15 protein-coding genes are annotated in these 18340 nt (G+C 69.9%); 2 read left to right on the top strand and 13 right to left on the bottom strand.

The annotated features are described in order from the left end of the window. Positions 1-13: 13 nt before the first annotated feature. The 4 genes from ACG00Y_RS18025 to ACG00Y_RS18010 form a co-directional block, all read right to left on the bottom strand. Positions 14-3022: an AAA family ATPase gene (locus ACG00Y_RS18025; RefSeq protein ID WP_394481193.1), complete on the bottom strand. Its 3009-nt coding sequence runs from the start codon at positions 3020-3022 to the stop codon at positions 14-16. Positions 3023-3041: 19 nt separating this feature from the next. Further along, positions 3042-4247: a hypothetical protein gene (locus tag ACG00Y_RS18020; protein ID WP_394481191.1), complete on the bottom strand. Its 1206-nt coding sequence runs from the start codon at positions 4245-4247 to the stop codon at positions 3042-3044. Between the two features lie 199 nt (positions 4248-4446). After that, positions 4447-4725, bottom strand: coding sequence for a hypothetical protein (locus ACG00Y_RS18015; protein ID WP_394481189.1), 279 nt, complete (start codon positions 4723-4725; stop codon positions 4447-4449). A 137-nt stretch (positions 4726-4862) separates the two neighbouring features. Continuing rightward, positions 4863-6881, bottom strand: coding sequence for an alpha/beta hydrolase family protein (locus ACG00Y_RS18010; RefSeq protein ID WP_394481187.1), 2019 nt, complete (start codon positions 6879-6881; stop codon positions 4863-4865). 75 nt (positions 6882-6956) lie between these two features. On the opposite strand from ACG00Y_RS18010, the gene uvrA reads away from it, so the two are divergent. Further along, entirely contained in the window at positions 6957-9842 is a 2886-nt protein-coding gene (gene uvrA / locus ACG00Y_RS18005) for an excinuclease ABC subunit UvrA (protein WP_394481185.1), read from the top strand. Between the two features lie 11 nt (positions 9843-9853). Here the strand turns inward: uvrA and ACG00Y_RS18000 are convergent, their stop codons facing one another. After that, positions 9854-10690: an MHFG family PEP-CTERM protein gene (locus ACG00Y_RS18000; RefSeq protein ID WP_394481183.1), complete on the bottom strand. Its 837-nt coding sequence runs from the start codon at positions 10688-10690 to the stop codon at positions 9854-9856. A 220-nt stretch (positions 10691-10910) separates the two neighbouring features. Here ACG00Y_RS18000 and ACG00Y_RS17995 point away from each other — a divergent pair, with 220 nt between their 5' ends. Then, positions 10911-11303 carry a response regulator gene (locus tag ACG00Y_RS17995; protein WP_394481181.1) on the top strand — a complete coding sequence of 131 codons (393 nt, stop codon included), beginning with the start codon at positions 10911-10913 and terminating at the stop codon, positions 11301-11303. Here the strand turns inward: ACG00Y_RS17995 and ACG00Y_RS17990 are convergent. The 8 genes from ACG00Y_RS17990 to ACG00Y_RS17955 form a co-directional block, all read right to left on the bottom strand. After that, positions 11300-11740 carry a hypothetical protein gene (locus ACG00Y_RS17990; RefSeq protein ID WP_394481179.1) on the bottom strand — a complete coding sequence of 147 codons (441 nt, stop codon included), beginning with the start codon at positions 11738-11740 and terminating at the stop codon, positions 11300-11302. The two genes, ACG00Y_RS17995 and ACG00Y_RS17990, sit on opposite strands and share 4 nt — an antisense overlap. 88 nt (positions 11741-11828) lie before the next feature. Then, the gene (locus ACG00Y_RS17985; RefSeq protein ID WP_394481177.1) at positions 11829-12266 is read right to left on the bottom strand and encodes an SWIB/MDM2 domain-containing protein; all 438 of its coding nucleotides are present in this window, start codon (positions 12264-12266) and stop codon (positions 11829-11831) included. A 221-nt stretch (positions 12267-12487) separates the two neighbouring features. After that, positions 12488-13033 carry a cytochrome b/b6 domain-containing protein gene (locus ACG00Y_RS17980; protein WP_394481176.1) on the bottom strand — a complete coding sequence of 182 codons (546 nt, stop codon included), beginning with the start codon at positions 13031-13033 and terminating at the stop codon, positions 12488-12490. 3 nt (positions 13034-13036) lie between these two features. Then, the gene (locus tag ACG00Y_RS17975; protein WP_394481174.1) at positions 13037-13324 is read right to left on the bottom strand and encodes a PepSY domain-containing protein; all 288 of its coding nucleotides are present in this window, start codon (positions 13322-13324) and stop codon (positions 13037-13039) included. A 10-nt stretch (positions 13325-13334) separates the two neighbouring features. Then, complete coding sequence (locus ACG00Y_RS17970; protein WP_394481173.1) at positions 13335-14375, bottom strand: alpha-hydroxy acid oxidase; 1041 nt, start codon at positions 14373-14375, stop codon at positions 13335-13337. A gap of 74 nt (positions 14376-14449) precedes the next feature. Further along, on the bottom strand, positions 14450-15133 hold the full coding sequence (locus ACG00Y_RS17965; RefSeq protein ID WP_394481171.1) for a Fe2+-dependent dioxygenase: 684 nt from the start codon (positions 15131-15133) through the stop codon (positions 14450-14452). A gap of 24 nt (positions 15134-15157) precedes the next feature. After that, a complete protein-coding gene (locus ACG00Y_RS17960; RefSeq protein ID WP_394481169.1) occupies positions 15158-17422 on the bottom strand; it encodes a TonB-dependent receptor in 2265 nt (754 codons plus the stop codon). A gap of 97 nt (positions 17423-17519) precedes the next feature. Further along, a complete protein-coding gene (locus ACG00Y_RS17955) occupies positions 17520-18272 on the bottom strand; it encodes an energy transducer TonB (RefSeq protein WP_394481167.1) in 753 nt (250 codons plus the stop codon). Positions 18273-18340: the final 68 nt, after the last annotated feature.

Here is an 18340-nt window from a genome sequence, read left to right as displayed (position 1 = left end):
TGCCGTCAGCCTGTCAGTCGCCGTGCGCAGCGGCCAGTCGTGCTGCACGTTCGGTAAAGCCGGGCATGTCCATCCGTCTGAACTCCGATCGAGCCCGCTCCAGCGCAGCCTGCCAGCCGTCGTCCAGCCGCAGTTCGGCCTCCAACAGCGCTGTCACGGCGGCTTCATGGTCCGAATTGCGCTGCTCCCCCGCCCCCCGCGCCAGTGCCAGATAGCGCCGTGCCTGGGCGGCGTCGCCCGCCTGCGCCGCCAGCCGGGCGGTGGCGCGGTAGGCCATGGCGCCGCCGATCCAGTCGTGCTGCCGGCCGCGCCTGAGCGCCAGCGCGACGTGGCGGCGCGCGGCCACCGCGTCGCCCTGCACCGAGAGCATGTCCGCCAGCCAGCCGTGGTTGAAGCTGCTGTACAGGCCGCCGCCGCGCGGCGCCAGCCAGGCGGTGGCGTCGCGCACGCGCTGCAGCGCGGTCGGGTCGGCCTGCTCCATCCAGGCGGCGTAGGCGGCGGCGGCATGGCCCATCGCGCAGGTGAACATGCTGCGCACCTGGGCGCCGACACGGTGGGCGGCCAGGGCGGCCTCGCGCGCCTCGGTCCAGCGGCCCTGCCACAGCAGCACGGCGGCGCGCCAGCCCTGGATGCTGGCCTCCACCGCATGGCCGCTGCCGTCGAAGGGCGCCAGCGCCTCGGCAAAGATGTCGTGGGCGTCGCCGAAGCGGCCCTGGTCGGCCAGCACATAGGCGCGGCAGCACAGCGAGAACGACAGGCCGATGCGGTTCACGGCACTCTTGCTGGCGCGCGCGCGCTGGCGGGTGATCGCCAGGTCCAGCATGGGCAGGGCCTGGGCGTAGTCGGCGGCGGCGGCTTGCAGCTGGCCGACGGTGCCGGGCAGCTGGGCCAGCAGCGCATGGTCGCCGCATTCCTGCGCCTTGGCGACGGCGGCATGGGCATGGCGCAGGCTGTCGCGCGTCTCGCCCAGCGCGTAGCCGACGTAGGCCAGCCAGTACTGGGTGCGGGCGATGAGGCCGGCGTCGCCATCGGCCTGGGCCAGGGCGGCGGCATGGCGCAGCACGCGCAGGTCGTCCTGCGAGGCGTCGAAGACGCAGGCCATGCCCAGGCGCTGGGCGATGGCCACCCAGCGGCGTTGCCAGTCGCGGCGGGCGTCGTCGCCGTCGTCGGGGCTTTGCAGGAACTCCAGCGCGGCCAGCGCGGCGCGGAACTGCTTCTTGGCGCGGTCCAGCGCCGAGGCGGCCAGGGCCAGGTCGCCGGCGGCCTCGGCGTGGCGGGCGGCGGCGGGCCAGTCGTTGGCGGCGGCGTCGTGATAGGCCAGCTGCTCGTGCAGCTGGCTTTCGCTGCCGCCGCGCGCGCTCAGCTCCTGGCTGATGAGGCGGTGCAGGGTCTGGCGCTCGTGCAGGCCGGTGGCTTCGTAGACGACGTCGCGGGTGATGCCGTGCTTGAAGCGCAGATGGCCGGGGCTCTGGTCCGGGAAGATGAAGTCCTGCGCCGCCAGCGCCCGCACGGCGGGGTGCTGCTCGCCGCAACCCGACAGCGCCTGCAGCAGCCAGGCCGGGATGACGTTGCCGATGACGGCGGCCAGCCGCACCAGCTGCGCCTGCTCGGGCGGCAGCCGGCCCACCCGCGACTCGACCAGCGCGGCCAGCCAGGCCGAGCTGCTCTGGCCCTCGACGAGGCCCTCGCCGGTCTCGGCGGCGGCGTGGCACAGCTCCTCGATGAACAGCGGGTTGCCGCCGGCATGGCGGCGTACCTCGGCGGCGATGAAGGGGTCGGTCTGCGGCAGCAGCTGCTGCACGGCGCGGGCGGATTCGCACTCGGTCAGCGGCGGCAGCTCGATGATGTCGGCCTCGTCGTCGCGCGCGCCGGGCAGCGACGGCTCGGGCCGGCTGGCCGTGAGCAGCAGCAGCGGCAGGCTCTGTGCGGCCGCGATGGTGCGCAGCCGGTGCAGCAGGCGCAGCGAGGCGTCGTCGGCCCACTGCAAGTCGTCGATGAAGACGAGCTGGGCCTCGCGGCGCGCCAGCGTCAGCAACAGGGCCAGCAGCGCGTCGGCGCGTTCGGCCGGCGCGCTGTGCTGGGCGATGGCCAGCTGGGGCGGCGCGTCCGTCATGCCGTCCATGCCGCGCAGCATCTGCAGGAAGGGCTGCAGCGGCTCGGCGCTGAGGTAGCTCTCGCAGTAGCCGCGGTGGATGCGGCAGATCTGGCCGGCCTGGTCGGCCGCCTGGCGCAGGAACTCCTCGGTCAGCCGCGTCTTGCCGACGCCGGCACCCGCGCGCAGGCCCAGCCACAGCGTGCGCCCGCCCAGCGAGCGCACCAGCGCGGCTTGCAGCGCCGTCAGCTCGGCCTCGCGACCAACGAAGGGCGCCAGGCCGCGGCGCATGCTGGCCTCGAAGCGCCGGCCCACGGCGGCGCGGCCGAACACGCGGTAGACGGCCAGCGGCGTCGCGCGGCCGCGCAGCTGCAGCGAGAAGCGCGGCCCGGTCTCGAAGAACTGGCTCTGCAGGCCCAGGCTCTCCTCGCTGGCGATGACCTCGTCGGCCTTGGCGGCCTCGGACAGCCGCGCCGTGATGTTGGGCGCATTGCCCAGCAGCTCGAAGCGGCCGCGCATCTGGTCGCCCTCGTTGACGAGCACGATGCCGGCGTGCACGCCGCTGTGCAGCGTCAGGCCGCGGAAGTGGGCCGGCCGCGGGCCCGGCGGCAGCAGGCCGCGCACGGCGGCGTGCAGCTCCAGCGCGGCCTCGGTGGCGCGGCGGCCGTCGTCCTCGCGCACCTCCGGGTGGCCGAAGACGGCCAGCATGCCGTCACCCTGGATGCGCGCGATGACGCCGCCGTGGTGGGGCACGATGCGCTCGTACAGCGCGCGCAAGGCCCCGAGCATGGCCGAGTAGTGCTCGGCCTCCATCCACTCGGCCATGGCGGTGGAGCCGCTGAGGTCGACGAACAGCAGGGTCAGCAGGCGGCGCTGGCCGGCCGCGCTGGGGGTGCCAGCGGCGGCGAAGGGAGCGGGGAACTCGGTCACTGCGCCCGTCGAACCGGCTTCAGGTGGGCAGCGGATGGAAATCCGTGTCCGCCACCGTGCGCGGTGCGTCCGGGGGCAGGTCTTCCTCGCGCAGGCCCAGGTAGATGGGTTCGCCGTTGCGGCGGTGGATGTTGATCTTGGCGTTGTAGACGCGGTGGATCAGGCCGTGCTTGTCGGCGATCTGGTATTCGCTGATGCCCCACAGGCCCGTCTCGTCGCGCCGGCCGGTCAGGTAGCAGGCGATCTCGTCCACCTCCGAGCCGGCCAGCTTCAGGCCGTTCAGGCTGCGCAGCGGTGCGCGCGTGCGCTCGACGAAGTCCAGGCTGTCGATGCGCACGTCGTCGCCGGTGGTCTCGTCGTGCATCAGCGTGTTGAACTTGCCGACCAGGATCTGCCCCGGCCGCGCGTTCTCCACCATGCGCGCCAGCTCGATGGTGACCTGGCCCACCAAGTAGCTGAACGAGGTCGGGTTCAGGCCTTCGGATTGGTAGAACTCGTAGTGCGAGCCGACGTGGAAGCAGGCGCGCAGCTTGGGCACCGACTCGGGCCGCGTCGCGCGCTCCTGGGCCAGCGCGTTGTCGGCCAGGATGAACTGCATCAGCTGGTACAGCTCCACATTGGCCTCGACGCCGCGCATGCGGTTCCAGATGTAGAAGCCGTCGCCCGTCGTCGTGCGCGCGAAGTTGATGTTGATTTCCTGGGCCAGCAGCTTGGCGTAGGCGGCGTTGACCGAGCAGGACAGGCTGTTGAGCTGCACCACCTGTTGCAGCGGTGTCAGCAGCGAGAAGCCGACGGCGTCGAACAGGATGACGGCGCGGTCTTCCACCAGGCGCACGCCGTAGCGCGCGGCGATGGCGGCGATCAGCGGCAGGCCCAGGCCCTGCTCGGGCGCGAACGGCAGCTCGATGAAGCGCGGCGCCACGCCCAGGGCGGCGCTGACTTCGTCGAAGGCGGCGCCCTCCAGGTGCTCCTGGTTGGACAGCAGCTTGTCCAGCAGCCGCGCGCGCCTGGTCAGCTCGGCCGGCGGCAGGTTGCCGTCGCCCAGGGCGAACTCGGTCAGCATGGGGTGCGGCGCGACGATGGCGCGCAGGCCGCGCGGTGCGGGCGTCCAGCCGAACAGCAGGTTGTCCCCCAGGTTCCACAGCGTGTAGAGCGCCTGGTCCAGCAGGATGATGTTGTCGCGCAGCTGGGTTTCGCTCAGGCCTGCCGGGGCGGGATAAGCCATGAAGCCATCCAGCCAGGACCGACGTTGGCGCAGCTCTTCTTTCACAAGCGGGCTCCGATGAAGAAGCCCGATTGTCTTTCAGAGATTCGGCTTTGACCGCGAGAGACAAGCCGACTCGGCGGCGCAGTTCAGGCCACCGGCCTGCTGCGCCGGCGACTCGGCTCGTGTGGGGTGCTTCAAACGCATCGTCATGCGGGGCTCAGGCGCGGCGGATGCCCGACTTGGCGGCGGCCAGGGTCTGCTGGCGCAGCAGCGTGGTCTCGCTGTAGCCGACGACGGTGACGCGCGGCAGCTGGGCCACTTCGCGCACGGCGTAGCCGGTCACGACGACGCGCGGCAGCTGGGCGATTTCGGGCGTGGCCTTGCCGGTGACGACGACGCGGGGCAGCGTCTTGACCTGGGGCGCGGCGCTGGCCGTGAAGGCGGTGAAGGCAAAGGCGGCGACAGCGGCAGCCTGGATGAGGACGGTGGATTTCATGGTGCTTCCTTCGGGGTTGTCACAGCGGGATTGCTGTGTCGATGGAAGGAGTTTCGGCACCGGACCGGCCCGTCGCCAGGGCGCTGCGATGAAGCGCAAGAGCCGCGTCGCCAACTGCAGGCGGCGCGGACGAAGCGTCAGTTGCCCGGGCCGATATGTCTGGCCAGGAAGCGCTCGACGCGGCCCCAGAAGTCTTCGTTCGTCTTGAGGTTGAACCAGCCGTGGCCCTCGTCCGGATAGACGACCCATTCCAGCGCTTGGTCATCGCGCAGGGCGGACTTCATGTCTGTGCCGTGTTTGATGGGCACGCGCCGGTCCTCGCCGCCGTAGGCCATCAGCAGCGGTATGCGGATTTCCTTGGCGCGTTGCAGCGGCGACGTCTTGCGCATCTGCTCGGCGTCGGCGTCGGTGTCGGGGTCGGCCACCAGGCGCTTCATGCCGTAGTCCCTCCACTCGTCCGACATGTCGCTCCAGCTGATGCTGGACAACAGCCCGATGTCGGTCACGCCGACCCAGTTGACCGCGCACTTGAACAGGTCCTGCTGCGTGACGGCTGCCATCAGGGCCGCGTAGCCGCCGTAGCTGGCGCCCATGACGCACGCGCGTTTGGGGTCGGCCCAACCCTGCTTGACGGCCCAGGCCAGCGTGTCGGCGAGGTCATCCTGCATGGCCAGGCCCCATTGCTTCCAGCCGGCGCGGAAGTGTCCGAAGCCGTAGCCAGTGCTGCCGCGGAATTCCGGCTCCAGCACGAGGTAGCCGCGGCTGGCGAGGAACTGGGCATTGGGCGACCAGGGCCAGTGCGTGCCCCGCACATAGGGCCCGCCGTGCACGAGCACGATGGTGGGTGTGGCGGCCTTGGCGCCCCCGGCTGGCTGCGTGACGAGCACGGGCATCTCGAGGCCATCGCGGGCCTTGATGCGGTGATAGTCGCGCTGGCCCATGGCGGCGATGGGGAGGTCGGCGCGGGTGCCGGCCAGCGGCTGCAGATCCTTGTCCGCTGGCTTGTACAGGTGGTACAGCGGCGGGCGCTTGTCGGACAGCGAGGTGACGACGAGGTGGCTGGCCTCTACGCAGCGCAGGCATTCGATCAGATTGACGCTGCCGGGCAGCCGGGCGTCGATCTCGGCCTGGCGTGCCTTCATCGTCTTGTCCAGCCACACGGTGCCGGGTGCGTCGGTCTCGTAGCGCACGCCCAGCAGGCGACCCGTGTCGGGCTCGGTGATGAGTCGCCCCTCGAAGTCGTAGCCGGGGGTGGAGATCAACGGCTCGCCGTCGGCGCGGCCGGTCTTCGCGTCGAGGCGGAAGACGGCGGTGAAGCCGCCGTGGCCTTGCTCGCCCAGCACCAGGCCGTCCGGCCCGAACCAAATCGGCCAGGGGTGGTTGCGCGCCTCGGGGTCATCCTCGTACCAGAACTGCCAGCGGCCGGCGTCGTCGCGGTGGAAGAGCCGGCTGCGTCCCTGGTGTTGGGTGTTGATGACGCGCGGTGCACCGCGCCAGTCGAGCAGCCAGTTTTGGGCGTAGTCGGGGACGCCCTCGCTGAGCGTGCGCATCAGGCCGGTACGCGTGTCCAGCCGCGCCAATTGCGCACCGGTTGCCTCGCGCTCGCTCATCCAGCGCCGTCGCATGACGACCACTTCGCCGCCGTCCAGCCCCGGTGGCACGCTGTGCAGCACCCAGTTGACGTCCAGTCGGCGGTCGTTGATGAGGGTGGCCGTGGTAATGAAGTGCTTGTCCGTCTTGATCAACTGGCGCGAATTGCTACCGTCCCGGTCCACCGCCCACAGGCCCTGGCCATTGACGCGCGTCGTGCCGTCTGGCGAGTCGGACACGTCGAACGCCAGGCGGTCCTCGCTGATCCAGTGATGGGTGGCGATGTCAGCGTCATTGAAGCCGGCGATGAACTTCGGGGTCTGCATGGTCTGCAAATCCAGCACGGCCAGCGACATGCGGTCGTTCTTGCCGGCCGCCTGGATGGCGAGGTAGCGGCCGCTCGGGCTGAGCTTGGGGCGCCGCACCGACGGACGTTTGAAGAAATCAGCGATGGCCGGCGGCTTGGCGGCCACGGGCGCAGGCGCAGCAGTCTGTGCCTGTGCGGCGGGCGCCGCCTGCAGCAGGCTGGCGATGGCGAAGGCGGCGGCCATCAGGCGCACGGGCATCGGTCTCTCCCTTTCGGCTCTTGAACGGCCGCGATTGTCACGACCTATCATGCCCGGTTGCTCGTGAAAACTCCCATGTCTTTGCCTGAGTCGAAATTCATCCGCGTGCGCGGCGCGCGCACCCACAACCTGAAGAACATCGACGTCGACCTGCCGCGCCACGCGCTGGTCGTCATCACCGGGTTGTCCGGGTCGGGCAAGTCGTCGCTCGCCTTCGACACGCTGTATGCCGAGGGGCAGCGGCGGTATGTCGAGAGCCTGTCCAGCTACGCGCGGCAGTTCCTGCAGCTGATGGACAAGCCGGACGTGGACATCATCGAGGGCTTGTCGCCGGCGATCTCCATCGAGCAGAAGGCGACCAGCCACAACCCGCGCTCGACGGTGGGCACGGTCACCGAGATCCACGACTACCTGCGCCTGCTCTACGCCCGCGCCGGCACGCCCTTCTGCCCGGACCATGACCTGCCGCTGGAGGCGCAGTCGGTCAGCCAGATGGTCGACGCCGTGCTGGCCATGCCCGACGAGAGCAAGCTGATGCTGCTGGCGCCGGTCGTGCGCGACCGCAAGGGCGAGTTCGTCGAGCTGTTCCAGGAGCTGCAGGCGCAGGGCTATGTGCGTTTCCGTGTCGATGGCGTGACGGTGGAGGCGCCCGAGATCCCGGCGCTGAAGAAGGCCGAGAAGCACGACATCGACGTCGTCATCGACCGCGTCAAGCTGCGCGCCGATTCGCACGACCAGCTGCGCCAGCGCCTGGCCGAGAGCTTCGAGGCCGCACTGCGCCAGGCCGACGGCCGGGCGCTGGTGATGAACATGGACACCGGGCACACCACGCTCTTTTCCAGCAAGTTCGCCTGCCCGGTGTGCTCCTACTCGCTGCCCGAGCTGGAGCCGCGCCTGTTCTCGTTCAACTCGCCGGTGGGCGCCTGCCCCAGCTGCGAGGGCCTGGGCCAGGTGACAGTGTTCGACGCGGAGCGCGTCGTCGCCTTCCCGACGCTGTCGCTGGCCAGCGGCGCCGTGAAGGGCTGGGACCGCCGCAACCCCTACACGTTCTCGCTGCTGGAATCCGTGGCGGCGCACTACAAGTTCGACGTTGAGGCGCCGTGGGAGAGCCTGCCGCCGGCTGCGCAGGAGGTGCTGCTGCGTGGCTCGGGCGACGAGGACATCAGCTTCGTCTACCAGGCCGAGACGGCCAGCGGCAAGAAGCGCAGCGTCAAGCGCCAGCACCCCTTTGAAGGCATCCTGCCCAACCTGCAGCGCCGCTTCAAGGAGACCGACTCGGCCGCGGTGCGCGAGGACCTGGCCCGCTACATGGCCGCCAAGCCCTGCGTCGCCTGCGAGGGCTCGCGCCTGCGCCGCGAGGCGCGCAACGTGGTGCTGCAGCCTGCGGACGCGCCGCCCGGCGTCCGCGGCCGGCCGATCTTCGAGGTCGAGCATTCGACGCTGCGTGAGTGCCTGGACTACTTCGAGGGGCTCAAGCTCAAGGGCAACAAGGCCGACATCGGCGACAAGGTCGTGCGCGAGATCGCGTCACGGCTGCGCTTCCTGAACGACGTGGGCCTGAACTACCTGAGCCTGGACCGCAGTGCCGACACGCTCTCGGGCGGCGAGGCCCAGCGCATCCGGCTGGCGTCGCAGATCGGCTCTGGGCTGACGGGCGTCATGTATGTGCTCGACGAGCCCAGCATCGGCCTGCACCAGCGCGACAACGACCGGCTCATCGCCACGCTGCGGCGCCTGCGTGACCTGGGCAACTCGGTGCTGGTGGTGGAGCACGACGAGGACGCCATCCGCGCCGCCGACTGGGTGCTGGACCTCGGCCCCGGCGCGGGCGTTCACGGCGGCCACATCATGTCGCAGGGCACGCCGGCCCAGGTGGCGGCCGACCCGAACTCGCTGACCGGCCGCTACCTCAGCGGCGCCGCGCGCATCGAGGTGCCCACGCAGCGCCACAAGGCGCCAGAGGATCAGAAGCTGCGCATCGTCAATGCGCGCGGCAACAACTTGAAGGGCGTCACGGTCGACATCCCGGTCGGCGTGCTGACCTGCGTGACCGGCGTGTCCGGCTCGGGCAAGAGCACGCTGGTCAACGACACGCTCTACGCCGCCGTCGCCAAGAAGCTCTACAACAGCCACGCCGACCCGGCCGCCTACGACGAGATCGAGGGCCTGGACGCCTTCGACAAGGTCATCAACGTCGACCAGTCGCCCATCGGCCGCACGCCGCGCTCCAACCCGGCGACCTACACCGGCCTGTTCACACCCATCCGCGAGCTGTTCGCCGAGATGAACACGGCGCGCGAGCGCGGTTACGGCCCCGGGCGCTTCAGCTTCAACGTGGCCGGCGGCCGCTGCGAGGCCTGCCAGGGCGACGGTGTGCTGAAGGTGGAGATGCACTTCCTGCCCGACGTCTACGTGCCCTGCGACGTCTGCCAGGGCCGGCGCTACAACCGCGAGACGCTGGAGGTGCTCTACAAGGGCAAGAACATCACCGAGGTGTTGAACATGACGGTGGAGGACGCCTTCACGCTGTTCAACGCCGTGCCTGCGCTGGCGCGCAAGCTGCAGACGCTGCTCGATGTGGGCCTGGGCTATGTGAAGCTCGGCCAGAGCGCGACGACGCTGTCCGGCGGCGAGGCCCAGCGCGTCAAGCTGGCGCTGGAGCTGAGCAAGCGCGACACGGGCCGCACGCTCTACATCCTGGACGAGCCCACCACCGGCCTGCACTTCGCCGACATCGCACTGCTGCTCAAGGTGCTGCACCAGCTGCGCGACGCGGGCAACACCATCGTCGTCATCGAGCACAACCTGGACGTCATCAAGACGGCCGACTGGCTCATCGACATGGGCCCGGAAGGCGGTGCCGGTGGCGGCACGCTGCTGGTGGCCGGCACGCCGGAAGACGTGGCGGCCTGCGAGGCCAGCCACACGGGGCGCTACCTGGCGCCGTTGTTGAGGCGCTGATCAGGCGTTGATCAGTCCCGTCGGCCGCGCCTTGCGCGGAAACCGATGACCAGCAGGCCGGCGGCGATCATGGCCCAGGTGCCCGGCTCGGGCACGGCCGGCGTCACGCCGGGCAGGTTGGGGGATTCGGCCGGGCGCACGGTGCCTGGCGGCAGGCTGGGCATGCCGAGGCTGGGCAGGCCGGGGACGCCACCGCCTGTGTTCGCGGCCGTGCCCGGTGCAGGAGCGCCGCTGAGCCCCGCAAAGCTGCTGCCACCCTGGGCCGGGCTGCCGCCACCGCCCAGCGAGGCCCCGCCGGCTTGCGCAGAGAAGCTGTCCGGCTGGGCGGCCGCCATCGGGCCGGCGCCAGGCGCCTCGAACTCCAGCGGCGCGACAGCCTCGCCTTCCTGGGCCGACGAGGCCACGTTGCCCGCGCCGGATGGCGCTGCGGCGGCCGGCTTGGCGTCCAGGCGGCGGATGCGGCTGACGTTGCGGCAGACGGTGGGCACGAGGATGCACTGGCCGTCCTCGCAGTAGACAAGGCCGCGCTCCTGCGTCTTGGCCGTCCACTTGGCGCGCGTCACCGTCTTGCAGACGGCGCCGGGGCCGAAGTGCATGTCGCTGATCTCCGGCGCGTAGGTCGCCTGGCCCTTGATGGTGTCGCGCTCGATGAGGGCGATGTCGTCATAGCTGCGCGCCTTCATGCGCGCCTTGAGCTTCTCGCGCGTGGCCACCGGGATGTCCTGGTAGCGGTCCACGGCTGCCACCACGTCGCCCATGAAAGGGTTGGCGCCCGGGCGGTCCCAGCTGCAGGTGGGCAGCGCGGAGCCGGCGGAAACGGCGAGAGCGAAGGTGGCGATCAGAGACATCGGCGGGCCTGTCAAAACGACGCGCCCCAAACCCAGGGGCGAACGCCGTAAGTGTTAGGGATGTACAGGGTTTGTACGCGTTGAAACCCCCCGAAGACGGGGTGCGCGGCGGGTGCGAAATGTCACGCAACGCCTGGAAAAGACCGCAGCGCGGTGTGCCCGGGCCGATCGGGCATTGCTGCTATCGTGCCGACCGCTGTAGCTGTTCCCCGATCCCGCCATGCCCGAACGCGCCGCGCCGCTGGTGCTTTACGTCGAAGACGACCGCATCCATCTGATCCTGATGGAGGAGGTGTTCCGTACGCTGCCGGGCTGGGAGCTGCGCTGCGCCGAGACGGGTGCCGAGGCGCTGGCGGTGCTGGCCGAATGCCGGCCCGACCTGTTGCTCATCGACATGAACCTGCCCGACATGACGGGGCTGGCGCTGCGCGAACGTGTCGCTGCGGACGTGGGTCTGTCGGCCGCGCTGGCAGACGCGCGCTGGGTTGCGCTGTCGGCCGACAACCCCGGCGAGGTCGTTCGCGCGGCGCGTGCCGCGGGCTTTGCCGACTACTGGCTCAAGCCCATCGACCTGCCACTGTTGCAAGCCAGCCTGCGCACGCTGCTGACCTAACGGGCGTCGATGACGTAGTCGCCGCGCGGCAGGTTGCGAAAGGTGACTTCCACGCCGAGCTTGGCGTGGCAGGCCGCCACCGCACCGTCCGGCGGAACTTCCCAGCGCGGTTTGATGACGATGCGCCGGCCCTTGACCTCGCGGTCGGCAGACACGAGCACATAGCCGGGCGACAGGAACTCCCACACCTCGACCTTCAACTCTCCGGCCTCGGTCCAGTGCTGGCGCGTGTAGTAGCGCTGCTTGCCATCGGGCCAGGCGGGCATGCCGGTACCTGGCGGGTCGTCGGTGTTGCCGCACTCGACTTGCAGCGAGCGCACGTCAGCGCTGCGGTCAGCGCCGCTCCAAACGTGGCTGACGAGCAGCGCAGCGACCCCGAGGCCGGCGATGACACCCAGCGGGCCGACCAGCTTTTTGAATGAATGTGGATGCGTCATCGCCGGGCGGAAGGAGGAGCAGCGCGCACAAAAAAGCCCGGCACTGCCGGGCTCCGTGTTGACGAGGCCGCGCAAGCGCGGCGCCCGTTCACTTCAGGTGGCTGTTGATCAGCTTGGTCATCTCGAACATGTCGGCCTTGGCCTTGCCGAAGATTTCCTTCAGCTTGGCGTCGGCGTTGATGACGCGCTTGGACAACTCGTCCTGCAGCTTGTTCTTCTTGATGTATTCCCAGACCTTCTTGGTCACGTCGGTGCGCGGCAGGGGTGCTGCGCCGACGATGGCCGCGAGCGCGGCGCTGGGGGTCAGGGCCTTCATGAAGGCGGCGTTGGGCGTGCGCTTCTTGGCGGGTGCGGCGGCCTTCTTGGCCGGCGCTGCCTTCTTCGCTGCAGGTGCCTTGGCGGGCGCTGCTGCCTTCTTTGCTGCAGGCGCCTTTGCAGGTGCTGCCGCCTTCTTCGCCGGTGCGGCCTTCTTAGCCGGAGCCGCAGCCTTCTTTGCGGGCGCGGCCTTCTTCGTCGCAGTTGCCATGTCGATTCACTCCATCAAAAGTTGTTGATGTGCCGGGCGTGGGTGAAGGCCCAGTAGGCCTTCAATACTCGCTAGCACCCTGCGGCGGCGATGGTACTGCGCTCCCTGGGGGAAAAGAAGGCTTTCATAGAGGGGATGACCCGCAGAGGCCCATGAAATCGGGCCTTTACGCCATGCTTGTCGCGGGGCCGCATCAATCCTGGGTTCTGCAGGCCGCTGTGTCAGCGAATGTCGTCGCCGTCGGGCGAGCGCTTCACGCCGCTGAACATCGCGGCCACGAGGTTCTCGCGGTGCCGCCAGCTCGTCACGACGACGCCGCCGAGGTGGCCGATGACGAGGGCCAGGATGCCCCAGGCCAGCCAGGCGTGCAGGTTCCACAGCCATTCGTAACCCCACAGCCAATCGGTGGTGTAGAGCCAGCCGGTGAGGGACAGTGAGGCGGCCGTGGCCCACAGCGCCAGCACCATCCAGCCGCCCAGCGGGTTGTGGCCGACATGGCGCGGCTCGCGGCCGGCGCGCATCGCGCGGGCATAGGCCAGCACCGCGCGCGGGCCGTGCACGAATTGGGCGAGGCGGGCATAGCGCGTGCCCGTGAAGCCCCAGACGAGCCGCAGCACCACGGCCGCGCCGGCCACGTAGCCGGCGATGTGGTGCCAGGTGTCGAAGTCATGAGGTGGCCAGTGGCCGCTGATCCAGGCAGTGGCGACGGCTGCGGCCAGCGTCCAGTGCAGCACGCGCACGAGCGCGTCCCAGACGCGGATGGGCATCGCTTACTTCTTGTCGGTGGGCTGTTCGCCCTCGGGCCAGACGCGCTCGAAGGTCTTGGGGTTGAAGAAGGCCTCGGCCTTCTTGCCGCTGTTGTCGAAGCCGTAGACCTCGTAGCAGCCGTTGAAGTTCTGCACGCGGCGGACCTTCCAGCCCTCGGCTTCGAGCTTCTTCTGCAGTTCCATCTGGCCCTTCTTCTCTTCCTTGGGAACGGCGGGGCAGGAGACGGCGCCATGGGCGAAGGCGGTGCCGCTGATGGCGGTGAGGGCGAGGGCGGCGAGTAGGCGTTTCATCAGAGAGTCCTTAGCGGGAGGTGGTGGGCCAGAGCAGCGCCGGGCCGGCGTCGGCGAGGGTTTTGCAGCCGGAGAGCGCCATGGCGATCTCCAGCTCATCGCGCAGCAGCCGCAGCGCATGGGCCACGCCCAGCGCGCCGCTGGCCGCGAGCGCATGCACATAGGGGCGGCCCAGCAGCACGGCGTTGGCGCCCAGGGCCATGGCCTTGAGCACGTCGGTGCCGCGGCGGAGGCCACCGTCGACGAGCAGCGGCACGTCGGGGCCGACGGCGGCGCGCAGCGGCGGCAGCAGCGCAGCGGTGGCGGCCACGGTGTCCAGCGTGCGGCCGCCGTGGTTGGAGACGATGAGGCCGGCCACGCCGCGCGCCAGCGCTTCGCGCGCGTCATCGGCGTGCGTGACGCCCTTGAGCAGCAGCGGCAACTTGCTCTCGGCGCGCAGCCAGTCGACCTCGGCCCAGGTGGCGGCGCGCGGCATCAGGCCGTCGAAGAGTGCGCTCTGGCCCGGCTGCAGGTTCAGCGGCTTCTTGACGCCGCCGAGGTTCACGGCGCGGATGTCGGCGGGCAGCTTGAAGCCGATGCGGCGCTCCCGGTCGCGCGCGCCGTGCACGGGCGCGTCGACGGTCAGCACCAGGGCCTGGTAGCCGGCGGCCTCGATGCGGCGCAGCAGCGCGCGCATGAAGTCGCGGTCGTCGCGCCAGTAGAGCTGGAACCACAGCGGGCCGGCGGTGGGCTCGGCCAGCATGGGGGCGGCCACGTCTTCCATGGGCACGCTGGCCTGGGCGCTGAGGATGATGCCTGCGCCTTGCGCGGCGGCGGCGTGGGCGATGGCCCTCTCGCCATCGGCGTGGAACAGGCGCTGGTAGGCGATGGGCGCCAGCAGCACGGGATGCAGCAGCTCGCGGCCCAGCAGCGTCACGCGCGTGTGGCCACCGGCCAGGTCGCGCAGCACGCGGGGCTGCAGCTTGATCGCGTCCCAGGCGGCGCGGTTGGCCTGCAGCGTCAGCTCATCCGCCGCGCCGCCATTCAGATAGGCCCAGGCGGATTCGGTCACGCGCGCTTTGGCGGGCGCTACAAAGTCCGCCAGATTGGCCAGACCTTCAGGCAGGGGCTCGATGGCCGGCGCAGTCACGTATCGGCCCACATGCGCAGCAGGTTGTGATACGCGCCGGTCAGCCGCACCAGCTCGGGGGTCTCGCCGAGATCACCGCGCAGCGCCATCAGGCTCATGTCCATCTCGTAGAGCAGGCGGCGCTGCTCGTCGGCGCGCACCATGCTCTCGATCCAGAAGAAGCTGGCCAGCCGCACGCCGCGCGTGACCGGCTCGACGCGGTGCACGCTGGTGCCGGGGTAGACGACCAGGTCGCCCGCCGCCAGCTTGATGCGCTGCTCGCCAAACGACGTGTCGATGACCAGCTCGCCGCCGTCGTAGTCGGCCGGGTCGCTGAGGAAGAGCGTGCAAGAGATATCGGTGCGCACGCGTTGTGTGCCACCGGGCAGGTAGCGCACCGCCTGGTCGACGTGGCTGCCATAGGCATTGGCCGCGCCGGCATAGCGGTTGAACGAGGGCGGCAGCACGCGCTTGGGCAGCGTGGCGGAGAAGAACAGCGGGTGCGCCTCCAGCGCCTGCAGCACCAGCGCCTGCAGTGCGCGGTGCTGTTCGCTGCCGGCCTGCAGCTGGTCGTTGTTCTTGACCTGCGCCGCCTGGCGGCCGGCCGTCTTGCGGCCATCGCCCCAGGGGGCGGCGGCCAGCAGTTCGCGGGCCCGGGCGAGGTCGGCGTCGTCGAGGATCTGGGGGATCTTCAGCAGCATGACGTGGCCCGGGTAGTCATCGGTTCAGAACTTGTAGGAGCCGGTCACGCTCGTCACGCGGCCGGTACCGGGCACGTAGAACGACGGGTAGAGCTGGTCGGCATAGAGCTTGTTGGCCACGTTGCTGACGTAGAGCTTGAACATCAGCTGCTCCGGGATGGCCGTGTACTCGGCCATCACGTCGGCGGTGACGAACTTGGGCGCGACGACGCCGACCGGGTTGCGGATGGGCGTCTGGCTGCTGCGGGCGTTCAGGCCGGCGCCCAGGCGCAGTGCGGGCAGCGCCTGGTAGGCCGTCCACAGGCTGCCGGAGTAGCGCGGCGACAGCGACGGGCGCGCGCCCTGCACTTCACCCGAGGTGGCGCTGGAGATGTCGATCTTGGCCACCGGCATCCACGTGAAGTTGCCGAAGACTTCCCACTGCGGCGTGATGCGGCCGACGATGTCGACGTCCAGGCCGGCGGCGTGGCGCTTGCCCGAGAGCGTGACCAGGTTGGTGATCAGCGGGTCTGTGTTGCGCTCATGCAGCTTGGTGTTGCGGAAGGCGCCGGCACGCAGGCTGAGCCTGCCGTCGGCGCTGTCCCATTTGGCGCCCAGCTCGACGTTGAGGGACTCCTCCGGCGGGATGTTCACGTTGGCCGCGCTCAGCGAGTACGCATCGCCCGAGGTGTTGAAGGACGTGGCGCCCATCAGGTGGAAGGACCACTGCGCATTCGGCTGGAACAGCACCGCCGCGCGCTTGCTGACCTCCGAGACCTTCATGCGGTAAGGCGTCGTCGTCACGGGCGAGAGCGCGTTGTTCGGCACGGCGTACTGCTCGTAGTCGCCGGTCAGGTTGTCGTAGCGCAGACCGGCCAGTAGCTTCCAGGCCGGCGCGAGCTGGATCATGTTCTGCAGATAGCCGCCGTAGGCCTTGGCGGTATAGGCGTTGTTGTCGCGGTAGCTGCGCAGGCTCTCGTTGATGCTGGCGCCGTCAGACGGCGTGCCGATCGTCGTGTTGGGCCGGGCCGGCACGACGCCGCCCTGCGCGGCCGAGACCTGGGCGAAGACCTGCTTCTTCTCGTGCGCGAAGTCGACGCCGGTCTGCAGCGTGTGCTCGAAGCCCAGCGCCTTGAAGCGCGTGCTCAGGTCGCTCTGCGCCGTGATCGTCTGCATGTCCTGCTTCTTGGGCTGGAAGCCGCGCGTGATGACGGTGGCGCCGCTCAGGTTGTCCAGCGTGACGGCCTGGCCGCCCGGCTGCAGGGCCGCACCGGCGAAGTTCCACAGCGTGGCGCGCTGGTCGCGGGTGTACTCGGCATAGCGCACCTTGGTCACCAGCTCCGTGTCCTTGGAGAAGCGGTGCGTGTGCGTGAGCATGCCGTAGTAGGCCGTGCCCTTGTTGAAGTCGCTGGCCAGGCCGTAGTAGGCGTCCGGGTCCAGCTTGGTGTTCAGGCCGTTGACATACGGGGACGTGGCCGTCGGGCGGATCCAGCGCACGCCGTAATTGATGCCGTTGTCGTTCTGCAGTGCGTACAGCGTCACGCCGAACTCGTCGGTCTCGTCGATGCCGAAACGGTAGTTGACGCCCACGCCGCGCTTGTCGACCTTGGAGCCCGCGCCGTTGCTGTCGGCGTGGTTGACCATCGCGCTGACGCGCAGCGCGGCCGTCTCGCCGGTGCGCTGGTTGAAGTCGGCGATGGCGCGCAGCGCGCCGTGGCTGCCCATGGTCACGTCGATCTGGTTCTGGTCGGCCAGCTGCGCCTGCTTGGTCACCTGGTTGACGGCGCCGCCCGTGGAGCCGCGGCCGAACAGCAGCGAGGCCGAGCCGCGCAGCAGCTCGACCTTGTCGAGGAAGAAGGTGTCGCGGTCGTAGAAGGCCGGGTCACGCATGCCGTCGATGAAGATGTCGCCGGTGCTCTGCAGCGGAATGCCGTGGATGCGGATGTCCTCCTCGCCGCCTTCGGCCGCCAGGAAGGTGATGCCCGAGGTGTTCTTCAGCACTTCCTTGACGTTGCTGAAGTTGCGGTCATCCATGACCTTCTCGGTGATCACGGTGATGGACTGCGGGATGTCGCGGATGTCCTGCTTGCCCTTGCCGATGCGGGTCTCGGTGGCCTGGTAGTCGTCCTTGCCCTGCTTCTCGGCACTGGCCTTGGCACGCACGACGGGCAACACGTTGTCGCCCTTGGCCTGCGGTGTGGGAGCGGGCGCGGTCTGGGCCAGCGCGGCCGAGGCCAGGCCGAAGCCGGCAGCCAGCGCGCCCAGCGGCAACAGCATGGCCGGGGCTTTCGATTTGTTCTTGCGGGACATGAAACTCTCCGAGGGATCGTGAATGGGCATGGCTTTGCCCACGACGGCGTCAAGCACCGCCCACGGCATGGCTAGTGAGGGAAAGGGAAAAGGCGCGTCAGCGGTCGACTTCGTAGGACATCGGCGTGATGACCTCCCACTCGACGGGCTGGCCGTTGTCGGTCTGCGGCACGAAGCGGGCGCTGCGCATGTCCTGCAGCGCCTGCTCGTCCAGGCGGGTAAAGCCGGAGGATTTGGACAGGCTGATCTCGCGCGGCAGGCCGCGCGTGTCGACGACGACGCGCAGATAGACGATGCCGGACTCGCGCAGCCGCTTGGACATCAGCGGCACCGTCATGCGCGGCTCGCGCAGGTAGCGCACGGCGCTGGCGGGAATCTGCTTGAGGGCGGGCGCGGGTGGCGTCACGACCGGCACCATCGGCGTGGGTGCGGCCTGCGCCACCACGGGCGTCGGCGGCGGCGGGGGCGGCAGCGCCGCGACGACCGGGGATGGCGCCGGCGCGGCGGCGATCGCGATCAGCGGCGGCTCGATGAAGGTCGGCGTCGGCACCTGCAGCGTGGGCATCGCGACGGGCACCGGCGGCAGGGGCTTGGGCGGCTCAGCCGGCGCAATCAGGCGCACCACCACCGGCGTCATGCGCGCCACCGTGCGCCGCACATCCTGCATCTGGCTCAAGCCCCACAGGACCAGCACGTGCAGCGCGACCACGCCCACCGCCAGCAGGCGATGGCGGGCCGAGCTGGACGACAGCTCGGCGTAGCTGGGCTGCGGCTGCGCGCGCGCCATGGCGGGCCGCGAAGGCGCGGTGGCGACCGGGGCGTGAGCGACGAAGGCGAGGGCGGGCTTCAAGGACGGCAAGCGGTGACGAGGGGCAGACTCAAGCAAAAATGTTAACACGAATGCGAACGATTCCTATT

This window comes from Pelomonas parva (genome assembly GCF_043555835.1).
Taxonomy (GTDB): domain Bacteria; phylum Pseudomonadota; class Gammaproteobacteria; order Burkholderiales; family Burkholderiaceae_C; genus Pelomonas; species Pelomonas parva.
The sequence above is the reverse complement of the archived record's forward strand: the minus strand, read 5'-3'. Positions and strand labels throughout refer to the sequence as shown.